Source organism: Thiomonas sp. TH-17 (assembly GCF_057473305.1).
The window spans coordinates 1-15,829 of record NZ_JBYCKI010000149.1 but is presented as its reverse complement, the minus strand read 5'-3'; the positions used below and the strand labels follow the sequence as shown (position 1 = coordinate 15,829).

The window sequence follows — 15,829 nt, the reverse complement described above, 5'->3', positions numbered from 1 at the left end:
GAGTGTCATAAATTGAGTCCTTGATGCTGCGCGTCACCTGCCGCGGCTCGAAACAGATCGGTGCGACATCTGTTGGCTAAGCGGTAACGTCAGATATCTATTGGGGTGTGATTTAGCTCTTGCCGGCTGTTTTCTTTTTGAACATGGCCAGCATGCGCCGCGTCACGAGAAACCCGCCGAATACATTGACCGCTGCCAGCGCAACCGCGAGGGTTCCCATGATTTTGCCCAGAGGCGTCACGGTCAACGCGGCAGCCAGCATGGCGCCCACGATGATGATGGCAGATATGGCGTTGGTCACCGCCATCAGCGGGGTATGCAAAGCCGGGGTGACATTCCACACCACGTGGTAGCCCACATAGATTGCCAAAACAAAAATGGTGAAATTGATCACCAGAGGAGAGATTTCATGCATGGTTCAGTCCTTGTTCAGGATGAAAATCATTGACAGGGTGGAAAATCAGGCCGACTTGCGCAGCAACTGCCCGTCTCGGCACATCAGGCAGGCGGCGACGATGTCGTCTTCCATATTCACCACAAAACCCTTTTCCTTGTCGAACACCAGTTTCAGAAAATCGAGCACATTGCGCGCGTACAGAGACGATGCATCGGCGGCCACGAGGGCGGGCAGATTGGTTTCGCCCACCAGGGTCACACCATGCTTGACCACAATTTTTCCGGCTTCGGTCAAAGGGCAGTTGCCACCCTGCGCCGCGGCCATGTCGATAATCACCGAGCCCGGCTTCATCGACTTGACCATTTCCTCGGTAATCAGCACTGGCGCCCGGCGGCCCGGAATCAGCGCCGTGGAAATGACCACATTGGCCTGCTTGACCCGCTCGGCAACAAGGGCGGATTGCCGCTGCATCCAACTGGCGGGCATCGGACGGGCATAACCGCCGACGCCTTGGGCAATATCGCGCTCTTCATCGGTTTCGAAAGGCACGTCGATGAACTTCGCGCCCAGCGACTCGATCTGCTCTTTGACCGCAGGACGCACATCCGAAGCCTCGATCACCGCGCCCAGACGTTTTGCCGTGGCAATGGCCTGCAAACCCGCCACCCCGGCACCCAGAATCACCACGCGCGCGGCTTTCACCGTGCCGGCTGCCGTCATCAGCATGGGCATGAAGCGCTGGTAAAGATTGGCCGCCAGCATGACAGCTTTGTAACCGCCGATATTGGCCTGGCTGGACAACACGTCCATGCTCTGTGCCCGTGAGGTACGCGGCGCCGCTTCGAGCGCAAACGCCGTCAGCCCTGCGTCGGTCATGGCCTGCAAGCCTTCGGCGTTGAACGGATCGAGCATGCCGACCAATACGGTGCCGGTCTTCATCAGCCCGAGTTCCTCGGCTGTGGGAGGCCTGACCTTGAGCACCATTTCGGCCGCAAAGGCCCCGGCGCGATCGCCGATGGTGGCGCCTACGGCGATGTAATCTGCGTCAGGGGCGTCTGCGCGCAGGCCGGCATCGGCCTGCATCACGACGTTGTGTCCCTGGGCAATCAATTTTTTGACTGTTTCCGGTGTTGCTGCAACACGGGCTTCGCCGGCCAAAGTTTCTGCCGGAATGCCGATACGCATGGAGTCTCTCCTTTGAAGTCTGCTTTATCGGGGTCTGAACGCAGCACGAACACGAAGTCGTTTCAGCCCCACTCTGTCGGAACAAATCTGCTTGCCTAAGCAATAGATCCAAGCGCAGCATTATCCCGCGTTTTCCCTAAGATTGCTGCAGCGCAAATTACGTACATCAGGAAATCTCTTTTGCTTTTTTTAATATTTTGCATCAAGCCCTATTTCTATTTCATGCATTCTTGCCGTCATGCACCCTGATCCCTCTGCGCGCCCTCGCGTCACGGTTGCAGCCATCGTCGAACAGGCCGGCCGTTTTCTGCTCGTCGAAGAGCAGACGGCCGATGGCTTGCGTCTGAATCAGCCCGCAGGCCATCTGGAAGCGGGTGAAAGCCCGCTGCAGGGCGCGGTACGTGAAGCACTGGAAGAAACCGGCCGGGTGTTCGTCCCCACCGGCCTGGTGGGCGTGTATCTGTCGCGCACCCAGCGTCACATTGCAAGCGGTCATCAGGATGTGAGCTATCTGCGACTCGCATTCTGCGGTGAAGTCTCCGCTGCAGACCCCGGGCGCGCGCTGGACGAAGGCATCGTGCGCACGGTGTGGATGGGCCTCGACGCCCTGCGTGCCAGTGCCAGCCGTCATCGCAGCCCGCTGGTGTTGCGCTGCGTTGAGGATTACTTACGGGGGCAGCGCTATCCCCTGGAACTGATCGCCACCGACCCGAGTGTGTTCGGTTGAGCTTGGCCCGTTTTTCTACAATTTGCGCATGACATCTTCTTCTCGCGGCACCGTTGTGGTCGGGCTTTCCGGCGGGGTCGATTCCTCCGTTTCCGCCTGGCTGCTCAAACAGCAGGGCTACACGGTCGTTGGCCTGTTCATGAAAAATTGGGAAGACGACGATGACAGCGAATACTGCTCCACGCGTCAAGACTGGCTCGACGCCGCGAGCGTGGCCGACCGCATCGGCATCGACATCGAGGCGGTGAATTTCGCGGCGGAATACAAAGAGCGGGTGTTTGCCGATTTCCTGCGCGAATATGCCGCCGGACGCACACCCAACCCGGACGTGCTGTGCAACGCCGAAATCAAGTTCAAGGCCTTTCTCGACCATGCCATGCGCCTGGGCGCAGACCGCATCGCCACCGGGCATTACGCACGGGTGCGTGAAACCGATCACGGCTTCGAACTGCTGCGCGGGCTGGACGCTTCGAAAGACCAGAGTTACTTTCTGCACCGTCTCAATCAGGCGCAACTGGCGCGCACGCTGTTTCCGGTGGGCGAACTGAACAAGACTGAAGTACGCAAAGTAGCCGAAGCGATTGGCCTGCACAACGCCCGCAAGAAAGACTCCACCGGCATCTGTTTCATCGGCGAGCGCCCGTTTCGCGACTTTCTCAGCCGCTACCTGCCCACGCAACCCGGCGCGATGAAAACCCCCGAGGGCAAGACGGTAGGCCAGCATCTGGGACTGGCGTTCTACACCCTCGGACAGCGCAAAGGCATCGGCCTGGGTGGAAGCAAGAGCGGCAACGGCGAGCCCTGGTTCGTGGCGGCAAAGGATCTGGAACGCAATCAGCTCATCGTGGCGCAGGGCCACGATCATCCGCTGCTGCTAAGCCACACGCTGCAGGCGCTGTCGGCCAGTTGGGTGTCGGGCACGGCGCCCGCTGAAGGGGCCTGCGGCTACGGTGTGAAGACCCGCTATCGTCAGGTGGACGCGGCTTGCCGTTATCAGGGCCAAGGCACTAAGCGCTTCACCCTGAAGTTCGACTCACCGCAATGGGCGGTAACGCCGGGACAGTCGGCCGTGCTGTATGACGGCGAGGTTTGTCTGGGCGGCGGCATCATCGAGGCCGCATCGAGGAACGCCTGAAAACTTTCAATTCATCCGGGCCAGCAGGGTTTCAACTTCGTCGAGCATGGCGCTGAGCTTGGGCTGCTCGCCGCCCTCGGTGGGCTCCAGACGCCCGTCAAGTTCCTGCTCCAGATAGCACACGGTCATTCGCACAAAGGTGCTGTCGAGCGCCTTGCGCACGGCTGAGAGTTGCTGAGCCACCTTCAGGCAGGGCTCGCCCTCTTCGATCATGCGCTGTACGCCGCGCATCTGCCCTTCGGCACGCTTGAGACGGTTGAGAATGTCTGTGCGAGAGGCTTCGTTGGTCAGAACTGACATGGTGATGGCTCCGGGAATCTGTATGGGCTTGGTACTGCGTTTCATCCGATCTTCTCCATCATAGGCGAGCGGCCCGAATCCGTCGGCCGCACCAGCCAAGCCCGTTCAGGCCGCATGAATCAGCGCCACCGGTTCAGGTGCGAGCAAGCTGCCATCGCGCAGGCCGCGCGCAGTCGCCAGGGTCAACCAGCCGATGATCACCGAGGCCAGCGCCAGTGCCAGAATGGCAAAGGTCTGCATCGCGCCGTTTTGCGTCATGAGGGCGAGGTGCATCGACAGTCCGGCAAACGCGGCCAAGGGGAAGGACAGCGCCCAGTGGCCGATGGTGAAGGCCTCCTGCATCATTGGCTTGAACGACAGAAAGCTAAGAATGACGAAGAACAGCGCAATGCCCCACGCCCCCTCCAGTGCCTCGACGGGCGCGCCCAGTTGAGCCAAGCCCAGGCCGCCGGCCGCCGGAGGTGCAACGGCGATGAACAGCATGGGCAAGAGCTTGCGCGGCAGCATGCCGAAGGCCGTGACGCGCACCATGAACAGCACCTGCACCACGACAAAAAAGAGCGCACCGATCGTCCACTGCGCTACGGACCAGATCTGAAAACCGAGTGCGGCGCCGGCAAAGGGCACGACGACATTGCCTGCCGCGGCCAGAAAGAGCGCAGGGGTAATGCCCGCCCAATTCGGCCCTTTGTCAGTCGCTGCGCTCTGCCGCAGGCGATGAAAGACCCACACCGTCACGGCCAACTGAGCCCAGGCGCCGAGCATCCAGAATCCGGCCATCCAGACATTGTTGGCGCCCAGCACCTGCACGGCAAACCCGGCGGTCACCAGCATCGCCATGGGCACCAGGGCCAGCACGGGGTGGCGCACGTCGGCCAACCAGTCGGAGGCATGCCGCTGCAATCTCAGTCCGGTGAGCAGCGCGAGCAAGCCCAGCGCGCCAATGGCGGCCCAGCCCAGCACCTGCGAGATCATGGCCGCGGGTTCGCCGAGCAGGGCCGTGGCCTGATGCCAGGCCAAAGCAAGGCCGCCCCAGCCCACGACCACGGCAAACCAGCCGGGCGCGAGGAACTTGAGGCGGGGATGAGCAGAACGTGCCATCACCCTGCCCGATCAGCCGCAGCTGTTGACTTTGGAATCGGGCACGCCCAGCTTGCGCAGAAAAAAGCCCAGCGGGCACAGATTGGTGAAACCGAATTGCAGCAGGTTGGCGCCCACAAAACCGGTGAACAGCAGGAACCACTGCGAGACGAAGATCGGGCTGGCGGGCGCGCCCAGCAGCACGGACAGCAGCACGAAGGTGCCAGCGATAACACGGATATAGCGTTCGACAGTCATTTCAAATCTCCAAGGTTGTGATCGTTGAGTCGTCAGATTCAAGTCGTCAGCACAGGTTCAGCCGGAGCGGCCGGGGCCTTGGGCGGAACTTTGGGCTTCACCCGGATCTGCCAGACGTAGTAGAGCAGAGGGATGACGATCAGGGTGAGGATGGTGGACAGCAGAGTGCCGAAGATCAGCGACACGGCCAGGCCGCCAAACACCGGGTCGGACACCATGATGGCCGAGCCGAACATGATGGCCAGCGCCGTGAGCAGAATGGGCCGCAGGCGCACCGCCCCGGCCTGCGCGACCGACTCCTGCAGGCTGTAGCCGCGGGCCCGGTAATCGAGGATGAAGTCGATCAGCAGCAGCGAGTTGCGCACCACCACACCCGCGAGCGCGATGACCCCGATCATCGAGGTGGCGGTGAACGACTGATGCGTGATCCAGTGGCCGGGGAACACGCCGATGAGCGTCAGCGGAATGGCCCCCATCACAATGACCGGCAGCAGGAAGGACTTGTAATACGCCACCAGCAGCAGGTAGATGAACACCAGCGCCACCATGAAGGCCGCGCCCAGATCGCGGAACACGTCGAGCGTCAGGCGCATTTCGCCGCCCCAGAGCAGTTGATAGCCCTTGAGATCGCTGGCCGGGGTTTCGGTGAAGCCGAGGTTGCCGGTGGTGAAGGTGGTGCCGTTGGCGAGCTTCTTGCCGTCGAGCATGGAGTTCAGGCTCAAGGTGGCATACACCGGGCTGGAATGAATCATTTCTCCGCCCACATAAACCACCGGATGCTGGTCGCGGCTGTAGATCGGTTTGGCCAGCGTGGTCTTCTCCACCGTGGCGATGCTCGAGAGCGGAATCACCTTGCCTTGCGCATTCTGGATCGGCACGTCGAGCAGTTGCTGCGGGCTCTGGCGATCGGCGCGCGGCACGCGCACGATGATGTTGACCGGCTCCAGCGCGTTGCTGTCATGCACCGCGCCGACCTTCAGCCCGGATACATAGTTGTGCAGCAACTGGATGATCTGCCCGGGCACGATGCCCGACATCGCCGCTTTCTGACGGTCGATCTTGATGCGGTACTCCGAGGTCGTGGTCGTCACCGAGTCGTCCCGGTTCATCAGGCCGTAGGTTTTGTCGAAGTCGCCCAGCACGTCCTTGGCGGAGGAGCGCAGAGTCGCATAGCTCGGGCCATACAACTCGGCCATGACCTGCGCGCGCACCGGCGGGCCCGGCGGTGTCTCGAACAGCTTGATGAAGGTGGACGGGAAACGTGCGCGCACCGGGGCAAGCTGGTCATAGAGCTTCTGCACGATTTCGTGCGACTCGACCGAACGCTCGCCCTTGCCCACCAGATTCACGCGAATCTGTGCAAAGTTGTCGCCGCGCTTGAGCATGTCGCCGCGCACCAGCGAAGCGAAGTCGATCGGCGCCGCCTGGCCGACGAAGGTCTGGTAATCGACCACATAAGGATTGGTCGCCAGCACATCGCCCACCGCACGCGCCACCTGATCGGTGCGCTCGAGCGTCGAGCCTGCCGGGGTGTCAACCTGCACCAGGAAGGTATTGGTGTTGTCGTTGGGCAGCATCTTGAGTTCAACGCCCAGCGCGGACAAGGGGCCGTTCATGCCCGAGGGCCGGATGAACTGCCAGGCCGGCATGAGCATGGCCGCGATGAGCAGCAGCAGCACGGCGAGGAACATCAGGTTGCGTTGAACACGGTTGCGCAACAGCGGCTCGATCATTTTCAGATACGCCGTGTGCAGCTTGTCCTGCTTGTGCGCGCCTTCTTCTTCCAGACTGCTGCTGTGCGCCAGTGCCTCGCGCATGGCCTTTTTGCTTAGCCAAACCCGCGCCGCCCAGGGCACCACGGTATAGGCCAGGATGAGCGAGGCGATCATGGCCACCGGCACGTTGATCGGAATGGGCCGCATGAACGGCCCCATCATGCCGCTGACAAAGGCCATCGGCACAAAGGCGAGAATCACCGCCAGCGTGGCCATATTGGTGGGATTGCCGATTTCGTTGGTCGCCTGAATTACCGTTCGATTGAAGTTCTTGACCGGCCCGCCATGCAGGTGTCGGTGGATGTTCTCGATCACCACAATGGCGCCATCGACCAGCAGGCCCAGCGAGAGAATGAGCGCGAACAGGGTGATGCGGTTGATGCTCTGGCCGACGATCAGATCGACCGTGAGCACGGCAAACAGCGTCAGCGGCACGGTGAGCGTCACGATGCCCGCCTCGCGCCAGCCGAGGAAAAACCACAGTAGCAGCGACACGCTGACAATGGCGATGCCCAGATGCTCCACCAGCGTGTTCACCGCCTCGTTGGCCTTGTGGCCGTCGTCGCGGGTCACGGTGACATGCACCCCCTGCGGCAGCGCATAACTCTCGATCTCGCTGAGCTTGGCGAGCACATCGTGCACCACGACCACCGCATTGGTGCCCGATTTTTTGGCGATGGCCAGCGTGACCGCGCTCATCTCCTGACCCTGCGGCTTGCCCTTGGCGGCCAGGCCCCAGGCGAAGTGCGAGAGGTCGTCCACCTGTTCCGGACCTTCGGTGACTTTGGCCACGTCCTTCAGATAAACCGGCTTGCCACCCGGTGCGCCGATCATGATGTCGCCCACCTGCTGCGCATTGCCGAGGAAGCTGTCGATGCGTACCGGGGTGACCTTGTTGCCATCCACCAGATTGCCGATGGGCGCCGCTGCGTTGCTGCCTTGCAGAATCTTGTCGAGCTGTTCGAGCGGAATGCCGGCTGCCGCCAGCTTGCTCGGCGAAATCGCCACGTTCACCGCGCGAGGCGCGCCGCCCACCACCTCGGTGAACGACACTCCGGGCACATTGCGCAGATGCGCCAGCACCTTTTCGCCCACGTCGCGCAACTGCATGCCGTTCATCGTGGCCGACGACAGCGTGAGGGTGAGAATGGGCACGTCATCCACATTGATCGGCTTGATCACCGGCTGCATCGCCCCGGGGGGAATGCGGTCGAGGTTCTGCATCAACTGGTTGTACATCTTGACCAGGCTTTTCTCCTGGTCTTCGCCCACCTTGAACTGCACCGTGACCACGCCGAAGTCGTTGGTCGCATAGCCATAGGTGTGATCGACGCCGGACATCGAGGCCATGATGGCTTCAAGCGGCTTGACCACCAGATTCTGAATCTCCTGCGGCCCGGCCCCCGGCTTGGCGACGATGATGTTCGCCGCCGGCACCACGATCTGCGGGTTGTATTCGCGCGGCGTGACCAGCAAGGCCAGCACCCCGGCGAGGGTGAGGCCGACCATGATCAGGGCGGTGATTTTTGATTCGATGAAAGCGCGGGCCAGCTTGCCCGCGCTGTTCATGGGAGCCGCATGTTCAGCCACGGTTGCCTCCGCCGATCTTCACGCCGTTTTCCACTTCAGGCAGATTGCTGGTGACGATGGTGTCGTCCGCGTTCAGCCCGGCCTGAATCTCGACATCGGCGCCCATCTCCGCACCCACACGCACCAGCCGGAAGTGGGCGATGCCGTCCTTGTCGACCACGAACACCCCGGTCATCCCGGCGCGATCAACCACGGCGCTTTGCGGCACGCGCAACTGCGGCGAGCTGCCCACGGCAAAGCCCACGCGCACGAAGCTGCCGCTATCCAGCCCGGCCTTCGCGGGCAAGTCGATTTTCACCGTGTGGGTATGGCTCATCGGGTCGGCCACCGGCACGGCCTGGGCGATGGCGCCCTGCAGCGATTTGCCGTTGGCCAGCACCTGCACCTTGTCGCCCACCTTGATCTTGGCGAACACCTCGCCCGGCACCTGCGTCGTCACCTGCAACTTGCCCTGCCCTTCGATCACCAGCACCGGACGGCCCGGCGCGGCCAGATCACCCTGGTTGGCCATCTTCTGAACCACCACACCACTGATCGGCGAGGTGACGGAGGAATAGCGCATCTGCGCCGCAGCGGTGTTGTAGCCGGCCTGGGCTGCGGCCACCTGCTCCTGCGCCACCTGGTAGCGCAACTGGATCTGATCCCACTGCTGTTTCGGGATGGCTTGCTCTTTGTACAGATTGCCGAAACGCTCGAGATCACCCTTGGCGTTGGCCAGATTGGCCTGCGCCTGCGCCAGCCCGGCGCGCGCCTGCGCCACCTGGCCCTGAATGTCGGTGGGATCGACCTGGAAAAGCAACTGCCCGGCCTTCACGTTCTGCCCCTCTTTGACATTGAGAGTGCGGATATAGCCCATCAGCCGCGATGCAATCTGCACCTGATTGCTCGACACCACCGTGCCCGACAGCAGGGTGAGGTTTTGCTGATCGCTCGATGCGAGCTTGAGGGTTTGCGCCGCCACGACTCGGGGCGCGGCCGGTGTTTGCGCAGTATCAGTCTGATGGCCGCAGGCCGACAACAGGGCTGTGGACAGCACGAGGGCCAGCGGCGCGCGGCGCAGCAAAGGCAGGACAGAATGGTTCATGGCGGTCATGAGAAAAAGATCAGGTTCGGATGCACTTCAGGAAACGGCGCGCAGCAGACGGGCAAAGCGCCCGGTCGGCAGCGCTTTCAGGGTTTGGAGGGCGCGTCAGCTGCAACGGTCTGCGCCACCGCGGCTTGCGCTACCGGCTTGATTGGCTGCGTGGCGTCAAGCGTCAGATCACCGATCGCCAGCCGCAACGCGGCGCGCTGCATATTGACCTGCTGCTTGGCCATGATGAGATCGGCTCGCGCCTTGTCGAGCTGTGCTTGCGCGCCCTGCACTTCGACCAGCGTGCCCACGCCATCGGCATAGCGCTTGCTGACGATGCGCGCGGCTTCTTCAGATTGCTTGACCGCCAGCTCGCGGGTCTTGACCTGATTGGCCGCTTCGATGGCCTTTCGGTAGCTGTCCTGAACCTGCATGCCAAGCTGGTTTTGTTCGCTCTGCAGTTTGGCCTGCAGCTCCATGCGTTTGGCCACGGCCTGATCGACCGCGTTCTGCGTCACACCGCCGTCAAAGATTGTCCAGTTGAGCTGCGCGCCCACGGTGTAGCTGCGCGACTCGAAGCCGACGTTCGGGTCATTGGTATCGAACCGCGCCATGGCGCCGATTTGCGGATAACGGTCAGCGCGCGCCACCTCGATCTTGCCGCCAGCCGCGGCAATCTGGTGCTGCAGCGCCTGAATTTTCGGGTTGCGCTCCATCGCCTGTCCGACCCAAGCATTCGGGTCGCCCTCAGGCAGGGTCACCATGACTTCCGGCCCCAGGGTGATGGGCTGGTTCAGCGGCACGCCAAGCACCACATGCAGCGCGTCCATCGCCTGCGCTTCCATATTGGCGGCCTGATCCTGCTGCAGCTTCACGTCCTCCTGCCGCACCTGCGCGGAAAGCAGATCGCTCTTGATCACCACGCCTTGCTTGAACAGGCTGTCCACCGTTTTCACCTGGCTTTGCGACGCTTCCAGCGCCTTGCCCGCCACGCCCTTAAAGGCACGCGCGGTGTACACGCCGTCATACGCCTGCAGGGCGTGATAGATGATCTGCTGCCTGGCCGCCTGATCACCGGCCTGCGCCGCCATCAGCATGGAACGGGCCTGTTGGAGATACCCCTGCAACTTGCCGCCGGTGTAAATCGGCAGCTCGGCCTGGATGCGAGTATTGAAATTGTTGACCGAACCGGGGTAGTTGAGCGAGTTGGGCGCCACGCTCAGCACATTGGGGTTAGTCGGGTCGAACTGCCCAGCGCCAAAATCGTTGAACGTCGCCTGCCGCTGCGACAGCTTGATACCGAAGGCATTGAGCGCGTCGTTGGTACGGGTAACCCCAGCCGACACGGTGATTTTTGGCAGGCGCGCACCCTCTGCCTGATTGATGCCGGCACGCGCCTGCGCCATCTGCGCCTGTACGCCGAGCAAATCGGGGTTCTGCCTCAGCGCCACGTCCACCGCCTGGCGGAAATCCAGCGTCTCAGCCTGCGCCGACGCCATACTCCAAAAAACGTAAAGACAAGCACCTGCCAACAACCCGACGCGCACGCGTCGGGGCATGGAATCCATCATCATCCAGCTCCGCCAGAAAGAGGAAAACTAAACAAGGAATGCGTGAAACCGATCCCGAAGCGCCTACACCCTCAGGTGTATAAGCCCCCAAGCGGGGCAGACTGCTTCGAGGATAGCCGCCCCGTTCGGCGAGGTCACGCGATACATACAGGCAGGAGTATATCAATACCCATGGGGGTATCCGATTTCCCGCCTTGCCAAGAGGCGATTTGTCGCCGCAATGCGACAAGCGGCAGGCCGCTCAGGCCGCGCCCGACTTGGCCTTGAGCGCCTGCGCACTCTCTTTCAGCGCGCGATCAATGAAGGCGCCGTAAAAATCCGCCGTGGGCGCACCGGTGATGCGCTCGCCGATCTCTTTGCCGCCGGGCCCGAAAAACAGCACCGTCGGCGCAAGCCGGATGCCGAACTGCCGAGCCAGTTGCACACCGGTCGTCGGCTTGCCATCGAACCCGGTGACCGGGCTGCGGCTGGTGATCTCGATCTGCTGCACCACATAGCCTTCTTTGGCCATGAACTGATATTGAGTGCGCCGCAGTTTTTCGCAGAATGGGCAGTTGGGCAGGCTGAACATGACGATGAGGGGTTGATCCTTTGCCGCGGCCTGAATTGCGCTTTGCTGCAGGTTCTGCACCGGCGGCAGCGGCGTTTCAGCCCAGGCCGCACCCGCAGTCAGGCTCAGCAAAAGCAGTGAAACAAGGCGCAGAAACTGTCGCCACTGTTGGCTTAATGCGACGAAGCCCTCTCGGGGCTTGCACTGAGCGCCCCCAGGGCTGGACTGCGCCCAGCCCGCCCCCCGTGGGGGACAAGGAAACTTGGGGCGGCCCTGCGTTTCCTTGAGAGAAAACACCTTCACCTTCGACATACAGACACCTCGACTCCGAAGTCACGGGATAATGGGGGTATGTTATCCACAGCCCGATACCCAGCGGCAGCGTCGGTGATCCGTTTTTCCACCCTGCTGCTTACCGTTGCGGCGCTTCTCAGCGCCTGCTCTCCCGCACTCGACTGGCGTGATGTGCGACCAAAAGACATCAACATTCTGCTGACCTATCCCTGCAAACCGGAGCAGATCGCGCAGGACGTGGATCTGGCCGACCAGAAGATAAAAATGAGTATGACCGGCTGCGTGGCCGACAAAATGACCTTTGCGCTCGCCCATGCCCAACTACCCAACCCCGCGCTGGCCGCCCGGGCGCTGGCTCAGTTGCATCACGCCGCGGTTGACAATGTGCATGGCAAGGTCACCTTCTCTTCGCCTGACATTCCCAAAAATGCCACACCGGGTCTGCCCGATAGCCTTGACCTTCGCATCGACGGTCAGACGCCCGACGGCAAACCGGTGCGAGAGCGGGTTTTGCTGTTCAGCCAGGGCAATAACGTCTATCAGGTCACTGCGTTTGCACCCTCTGACGAATTCAAAGATGAAGCGGCGCAAACTTTCGCCGGATCTGTGAATTTATCCCCATCCCCCTGAAAATCAGCGACCTATCATGCAAAGCAGATTCACTCGCCGGTAAGTTCCGTATGCCCGGTCTATTCATCGTTGCCCACGCTCCGCTCGCCAGCGCCTTGAAAGAATGCGCCAGCCATGTGTACGCCGGATGTCCGCAAAAACTGCTGGCTTTCGACGTGGCACCCGACGCCGTGGTCGAAGACACGGCGCAGGCCGCCCTGCCCGCGCTGCGCCAGGCTGCAGCAGATGGCAGCGCCTTGGTGCTGGTCGACGTTTTCGGCGCCACGCCGAGCAATATCGCGCTGCGGCTGTCCGAACTGGCAGATGACCTCAAGCTCAAGATCGTGGCCGGGGTGAACCTGCCCATGCTGCTGCGGTCGGTGTGCTATCAAGACGAGTCGCTCGACGGTCTGGCCACCCGCGCGACGGCTGGCGCCATTCAGGGCGTGATTCAGGTTTCCGCAAGCGCCCCACAACAACAGCCCCTCCGCAGCCCTTCTCATGCCGCAACGCATCATTCAAGTCAGCAATAAGCTCGGTCTGCACGCCCGCGCGTCGGCCAAGCTCACCAAGCTCGCGGGACAGTTTCCCTGCGACCTCTTCATTTCCAAGGGCGCGCGTCGCGTCAACGCCAAAAGCATCATGGGGGTGATGATGCTGGCGGCGGGCATCGGCTCCACCGTCACGGTCGATGCCGAAGGCGATCAGGCCGATATCGCACTCGACGCGGTGCAGGCGCTGTTCGACGACAAGTTTGGCGAAGGCGAGTAAGCGCGGCGGAAGATTTCGCAGCTTTACATATCTTCACCCCCGCGAGACTTGCGGGCAATCGCCGCCTCGCAAAATGGATTCATCGTTACTTCCTTCTCAAGGACTGCCATGAATCCTCAAACCTCATCTCCTTCCCCGTCCGCCAAGGTGTCGCGGCTGCGCCGCACTCTGGGCATGGTCAGTGCCGCAGTAGTCGTCGCCGTGGCCAGCCACGCCGCGCTGGCCAGCGCGCAAACCCCGCCGCCCGATGCCCCCATGCAGCACGGCGGCATGGGGGGAAAAATGGGCCATTGCGGCCCCGGCAAACACGGCGAGCGGGGCATGGAGCGCATGCTCTCCAAGGCTGGCGTCAGCCCGGAGCAACGTGACAAAATGCGCGCGCTGCAAAAACAATCCTGGGGAAAAGCCCGCCCGGAAATGGAGCAAATGCGCGGTCTGATGCAGCAGCGCATGAAGCTGCTGGCCGCGCCGCAGATCGATCGCGGTGCACTCGAGGCCTTGCGCGACAAGCAGATGGCCCTGGCCAACCAGCTCTCGCGCAACCGCACGCAGACGCAGTACGAAATGGCGCAAATCCTCACTCCCGAGCAACGCGCCAAGCTCTACGCCATGATGGAACACCGCATGGAGCGCATGGAACATCGTCACGGCCCTGGCATGAAGCCAATGGGCGGCCCGGGCATGATGCAATAAGGCTTCTTCACAGAGGGACGCAGGCCGCTTCGCGGCCTGTGTGTTTTTGATGAAACTGCGTTTTTTGAAACTGCGACTTCCTGAACGGGATTTCCCATGACCCCGCAAACCCGCACCTCCCCCAGCCAGCTACTGCTGGTTGAGGATGACCTCCGGCTGGCCCAACAGGTCAGCGATTTCCTGCAGACCGCCGGCTGGCAGGTGACGCATGCGGCCAATGCCGCGCAGGCCGAGGGCGAACTCAACCCGCGGCGCGGTGACGCCCCAGGTTTCGACGCGCTCGTGCTCGACCTCATGCTGCCCGACGGCGACGGCCTCGACATCTGCCGCCGCCTGCGCACGCACAGCGATCTGCCCGTGCTCATGCTGACGGCGCGCGGCGACCCGTTCGACCGCGTGGTCGGGCTGGAGATCGGCGCCGACGACTATCTCACCAAGCCGTTTGAGCCGCGCGAGTTGCTGGCGCGGCTGCGCGCCATTACCCGCCGCCGCGCGGGCAGCCTGTCGCCGCGCGATCCGCAGGCCGAACAAATCCTGCGCTTTGGGCGACTCGATATCGACCCTGCCGCCCGTCAGGCGCGCATCGACGGAGAAGACCGGCCGATGACGGCCTACCAGTTCGATCTGCTGCAAGTGCTCGCGCGCCACCCAGGTCGGGTGCTGACGCGCGAGTTCCTGCTGGGCGCCGTCAAGGGTGAATCGCTCGAAGCCTTCGACCGCTCCATCGACGTGCATATCAGCCGCATCCGCGCCGCCATCGAAGACGATCCGCGCCACCCCCGCCGCATTCTCACCCTGCGCGGCGCGGGTTATGTGTTCACCAAATCGCAGGACGGCATCTGAATATGTCCTCGCCCACGCCGCCAGACGGCACACCGAAACAGGCCAAGCTCTGGAAGCGTCTGTGGATCGCCCTGATTCTGGCGCTGCTGGTGCAGGCGCTCGTGTCCGCCCTGGTGTTTCACTGGGTGTTCGAGATGGATCCGCAGCAGGCCCAGTTCCGGCGCGAAGTCTTCCGCGCCTTCATGCAGCAGCACGGCATCGGCCCGCCCTCGCCCTGGCGTCATCTGCTGATGTCGCCTTTCACCGGCACCGTGGTCACCGCCATTCTGCTCAGCCTGGTCACTTACCCCATCATGCGGCGGCTGACCCGGCGGCTGGAAAATCTCCAGCAGGGCGTGCGCGCCTGGGGCGGCGGCGACCTGAGCGCGCGCGTGCCCGTGCAAGGACGCGACGAAGTGGCGCAACTCGCGCAAAGCTTCAACACCGCCGCCGGGCGAATTGAATCGCTGATGCAGAGCCATAAATCGCTGCTGGCCTACACCTCGCACGAGCTGCGCACCCCGCTCACGCGACTGCGTCTCAGCCTGGAAACGCTGTCCACCCCCGTGCCCGCCGCTGCGCGCGATGTCGCCGCGCGTGCCGCCAAGCACGATCTCGCCGAGCTCGATGCGCTGATCGACGACATCCTGCTCTCCAGCCGACTCGATGCCGCGACCGGACAAACCCTCCAGCTCGAAGAACTGGACCTGCTCGCCCTTCTGGCCGAAGAAGCCGCACGTTTCGACGTTGAAGTGCACGGCGACTGGATCACTCTGCAGGGCGACGAACGCCTGCTGCGCCGCGCTGTGCGCAATCTGCTCGACAACGCCCAGCGCCACGCGCCGGGCGCCGCGCCCCAAGTCAGCCTGACCGCGGTGCAGGGCGGCGGCATCATCCGCGTCTGCGACCAGGGGCCGGGCATTCCCCCGGCCGATGCGCAGCGCATTTTCGAGCCTTTCGAGCGCCTGTCCGGGCGCGGCGAAGGCACCGGGCTGGGCCT

The 15,829-nt window shown here is 62.7% G+C and carries 17 protein-coding genes; 8 read left to right on the top strand and 9 right to left on the bottom strand.

Translation table 11 applies throughout. The features are described from left to right. Window positions 1-112: 112 nt before the first annotated feature. On the bottom strand, window positions 113-415 hold the full coding sequence (locus AC2VLV_RS08910) for an NAD(P) transhydrogenase subunit alpha part 2 (RefSeq protein ID WP_013122565.1): 303 nt from the start codon (window positions 413-415) through the stop codon (window positions 113-115). 45 nt (window positions 416-460) lie between these two features. Further along, window positions 461-1,582 (bottom strand): Re/Si-specific NAD(P)(+) transhydrogenase subunit alpha, encoded by a 1,122-nt coding sequence (locus tag AC2VLV_RS08905; RefSeq protein WP_486989652.1) that lies wholly within the window; start codon window positions 1,580-1,582, stop codon window positions 461-463. A gap of 238 nt (window positions 1,583-1,820) precedes the next feature. Between AC2VLV_RS08905 and AC2VLV_RS08900 the strand changes: the two genes are divergently transcribed. Both AC2VLV_RS08900 and mnmA read left to right on the top strand, forming a co-directional pair. Continuing rightward, the gene (locus AC2VLV_RS08900) at window positions 1,821-2,309 is read left to right on the top strand and encodes an NUDIX hydrolase (RefSeq protein ID WP_486989651.1); all 489 of its coding nucleotides are present in this window, start codon (window positions 1,821-1,823) and stop codon (window positions 2,307-2,309) included. A 28-nt stretch (window positions 2,310-2,337) separates the two neighbouring features. Next, window positions 2,338-3,444: a tRNA 2-thiouridine(34) synthase MnmA gene (gene mnmA, locus AC2VLV_RS08895; protein ID WP_486989650.1), complete on the top strand. Its 1,107-nt coding sequence runs from the start codon at window positions 2,338-2,340 to the stop codon at window positions 3,442-3,444. A 6-nt stretch (window positions 3,445-3,450) separates the two neighbouring features. Here mnmA and AC2VLV_RS08890 read toward each other — a convergent pair whose 3' ends face one another. The 7 genes from AC2VLV_RS08890 to AC2VLV_RS08860 all read right to left on the bottom strand — a co-directional run bounded on the left by AC2VLV_RS08890 (window position 3,451) and on the right by AC2VLV_RS08860 (window position 11,772). Continuing rightward, window positions 3,451-3,744 (bottom strand): metal-sensing transcriptional repressor, encoded by a 294-nt coding sequence (locus AC2VLV_RS08890; protein WP_486989649.1) that lies wholly within the window; start codon window positions 3,742-3,744, stop codon window positions 3,451-3,453. A gap of 105 nt (window positions 3,745-3,849) precedes the next feature. Continuing rightward, complete coding sequence (locus AC2VLV_RS08885) at window positions 3,850-4,845, bottom strand: SLAC1 family transporter (protein ID WP_486989648.1); 996 nt, start codon at window positions 4,843-4,845, stop codon at window positions 3,850-3,852. A gap of 12 nt (window positions 4,846-4,857) precedes the next feature. Continuing rightward, window positions 4,858-5,082 (bottom strand): YgaP family membrane protein, encoded by a 225-nt coding sequence (locus AC2VLV_RS08880; RefSeq protein ID WP_486989647.1) that lies wholly within the window; start codon window positions 5,080-5,082, stop codon window positions 4,858-4,860. A 38-nt stretch (window positions 5,083-5,120) separates the two neighbouring features. Continuing rightward, window positions 5,121-8,447 (bottom strand): efflux RND transporter permease subunit, encoded by a 3,327-nt coding sequence (locus tag AC2VLV_RS08875; RefSeq protein ID WP_486989646.1) that lies wholly within the window; start codon window positions 8,445-8,447, stop codon window positions 5,121-5,123. Next, complete coding sequence (locus AC2VLV_RS08870; protein WP_486989645.1) at window positions 8,440-9,531, bottom strand: efflux RND transporter periplasmic adaptor subunit; 1,092 nt, start codon at window positions 9,529-9,531, stop codon at window positions 8,440-8,442. The genes AC2VLV_RS08875 and AC2VLV_RS08870 overlap by 8 nt, the downstream gene beginning before the upstream one ends. An 86-nt stretch (window positions 9,532-9,617) precedes the next feature. Next, complete coding sequence (locus AC2VLV_RS08865; protein WP_486989644.1) at window positions 9,618-11,087, bottom strand: TolC family protein; 1,470 nt, start codon at window positions 11,085-11,087, stop codon at window positions 9,618-9,620. A 244-nt stretch (window positions 11,088-11,331) separates the two neighbouring features. Continuing rightward, window positions 11,332-11,772: a thioredoxin family protein gene (locus tag AC2VLV_RS08860; protein ID WP_486989643.1), complete on the bottom strand. Its 441-nt coding sequence runs from the start codon at window positions 11,770-11,772 to the stop codon at window positions 11,332-11,334. Window positions 11,773-11,991: 219 nt separating this feature from the next. On the opposite strand from AC2VLV_RS08860, the gene AC2VLV_RS08855 reads away from it, so the two are divergent. The 6 genes from AC2VLV_RS08855 to AC2VLV_RS08830 form a co-directional block, all read left to right on the top strand. Further along, a complete protein-coding gene (locus AC2VLV_RS08855; protein WP_486989642.1) occupies window positions 11,992-12,564 on the top strand; it encodes a hypothetical protein in 573 nt (190 codons plus the stop codon). Between the two features lie 50 nt (window positions 12,565-12,614). Continuing rightward, on the top strand, window positions 12,615-13,076 hold the full coding sequence (locus AC2VLV_RS08850) for a PTS sugar transporter subunit IIA (RefSeq protein WP_486989641.1): 462 nt from the start codon (window positions 12,615-12,617) through the stop codon (window positions 13,074-13,076). After that, on the top strand, window positions 13,045-13,314 hold the full coding sequence (locus AC2VLV_RS08845) for an HPr family phosphocarrier protein (RefSeq protein ID WP_486989640.1): 270 nt from the start codon (window positions 13,045-13,047) through the stop codon (window positions 13,312-13,314). Before AC2VLV_RS08850 ends, AC2VLV_RS08845 begins: the two co-directional genes overlap by 32 nt. 108 nt (window positions 13,315-13,422) lie before the next feature. Next, the gene (locus AC2VLV_RS08840) at window positions 13,423-14,007 is read left to right on the top strand and encodes a Spy/CpxP family protein refolding chaperone (RefSeq protein ID WP_486989639.1); all 585 of its coding nucleotides are present in this window, start codon (window positions 13,423-13,425) and stop codon (window positions 14,005-14,007) included. 96 nt (window positions 14,008-14,103) lie between these two features. Beyond that, window positions 14,104-14,850 (top strand): response regulator, encoded by a 747-nt coding sequence (locus AC2VLV_RS08835; RefSeq protein ID WP_486989638.1) that lies wholly within the window; start codon window positions 14,104-14,106, stop codon window positions 14,848-14,850. Window positions 14,851-14,852: 2 nt separating this feature from the next. Then, the coding region (locus AC2VLV_RS08830) for a sensor histidine kinase (protein ID WP_486989637.1) at window positions 14,853-15,829 on the top strand (977 nt) is incomplete at its 3' end.

Bases quoted from the DNA above. Each gene is read 5' to 3' on its own strand.
- AC2VLV_RS08910 (WP_013122565.1), bottom strand. From the start codon at position 415: ATGCATGAAATCTCTCCTCTGGTGATCAATTTCACCATTTTTGTTTTG.
- AC2VLV_RS08905 (WP_486989652.1), bottom strand. From the start codon at position 1,582: ATGCGTATCGGCATTCCGGCAGAAACTTTGGCCGGCGAAGCCCGTGTT.
- AC2VLV_RS08900 (WP_486989651.1), top strand. From the start codon at position 1,821: ATGCACCCTGATCCCTCTGCGCGCCCTCGCGTCACGGTTGCAGCCATC.
- mnmA (WP_486989650.1), top strand. From the start codon at position 2,338: ATGACATCTTCTTCTCGCGGCACCGTTGTGGTCGGGCTTTCCGGCGGG.
- AC2VLV_RS08890 (WP_486989649.1), bottom strand. From the start codon at position 3,744: ATGTCAGTTCTGACCAACGAAGCCTCTCGCACAGACATTCTCAACCGT.
- AC2VLV_RS08885 (WP_486989648.1), bottom strand. From the start codon at position 4,845: ATGGCACGTTCTGCTCATCCCCGCCTCAAGTTCCTCGCGCCCGGCTGG.
- AC2VLV_RS08880 (WP_486989647.1), bottom strand. From the start codon at position 5,082: ATGACTGTCGAACGCTATATCCGTGTTATCGCTGGCACCTTCGTGCTG.
- AC2VLV_RS08870 (WP_486989645.1), bottom strand. From the start codon at position 9,531: ATGAACCATTCTGTCCTGCCTTTGCTGCGCCGCGCGCCGCTGGCCCTC.
- AC2VLV_RS08865 (WP_486989644.1), bottom strand. From the start codon at position 11,087: ATGGATTCCATGCCCCGACGCGTGCGCGTCGGGTTGTTGGCAGGTGCT.
- AC2VLV_RS08855 (WP_486989642.1), top strand. From the start codon at position 11,992: ATGTTATCCACAGCCCGATACCCAGCGGCAGCGTCGGTGATCCGTTTT.
- AC2VLV_RS08850 (WP_486989641.1), top strand. From the start codon at position 12,615: ATGCCCGGTCTATTCATCGTTGCCCACGCTCCGCTCGCCAGCGCCTTG.
- AC2VLV_RS08845 (WP_486989640.1), top strand. From the start codon at position 13,045: ATGCCGCAACGCATCATTCAAGTCAGCAATAAGCTCGGTCTGCACGCC.
- AC2VLV_RS08840 (WP_486989639.1), top strand. From the start codon at position 13,423: ATGAATCCTCAAACCTCATCTCCTTCCCCGTCCGCCAAGGTGTCGCGG.
- AC2VLV_RS08835 (WP_486989638.1), top strand. From the start codon at position 14,104: ATGACCCCGCAAACCCGCACCTCCCCCAGCCAGCTACTGCTGGTTGAG.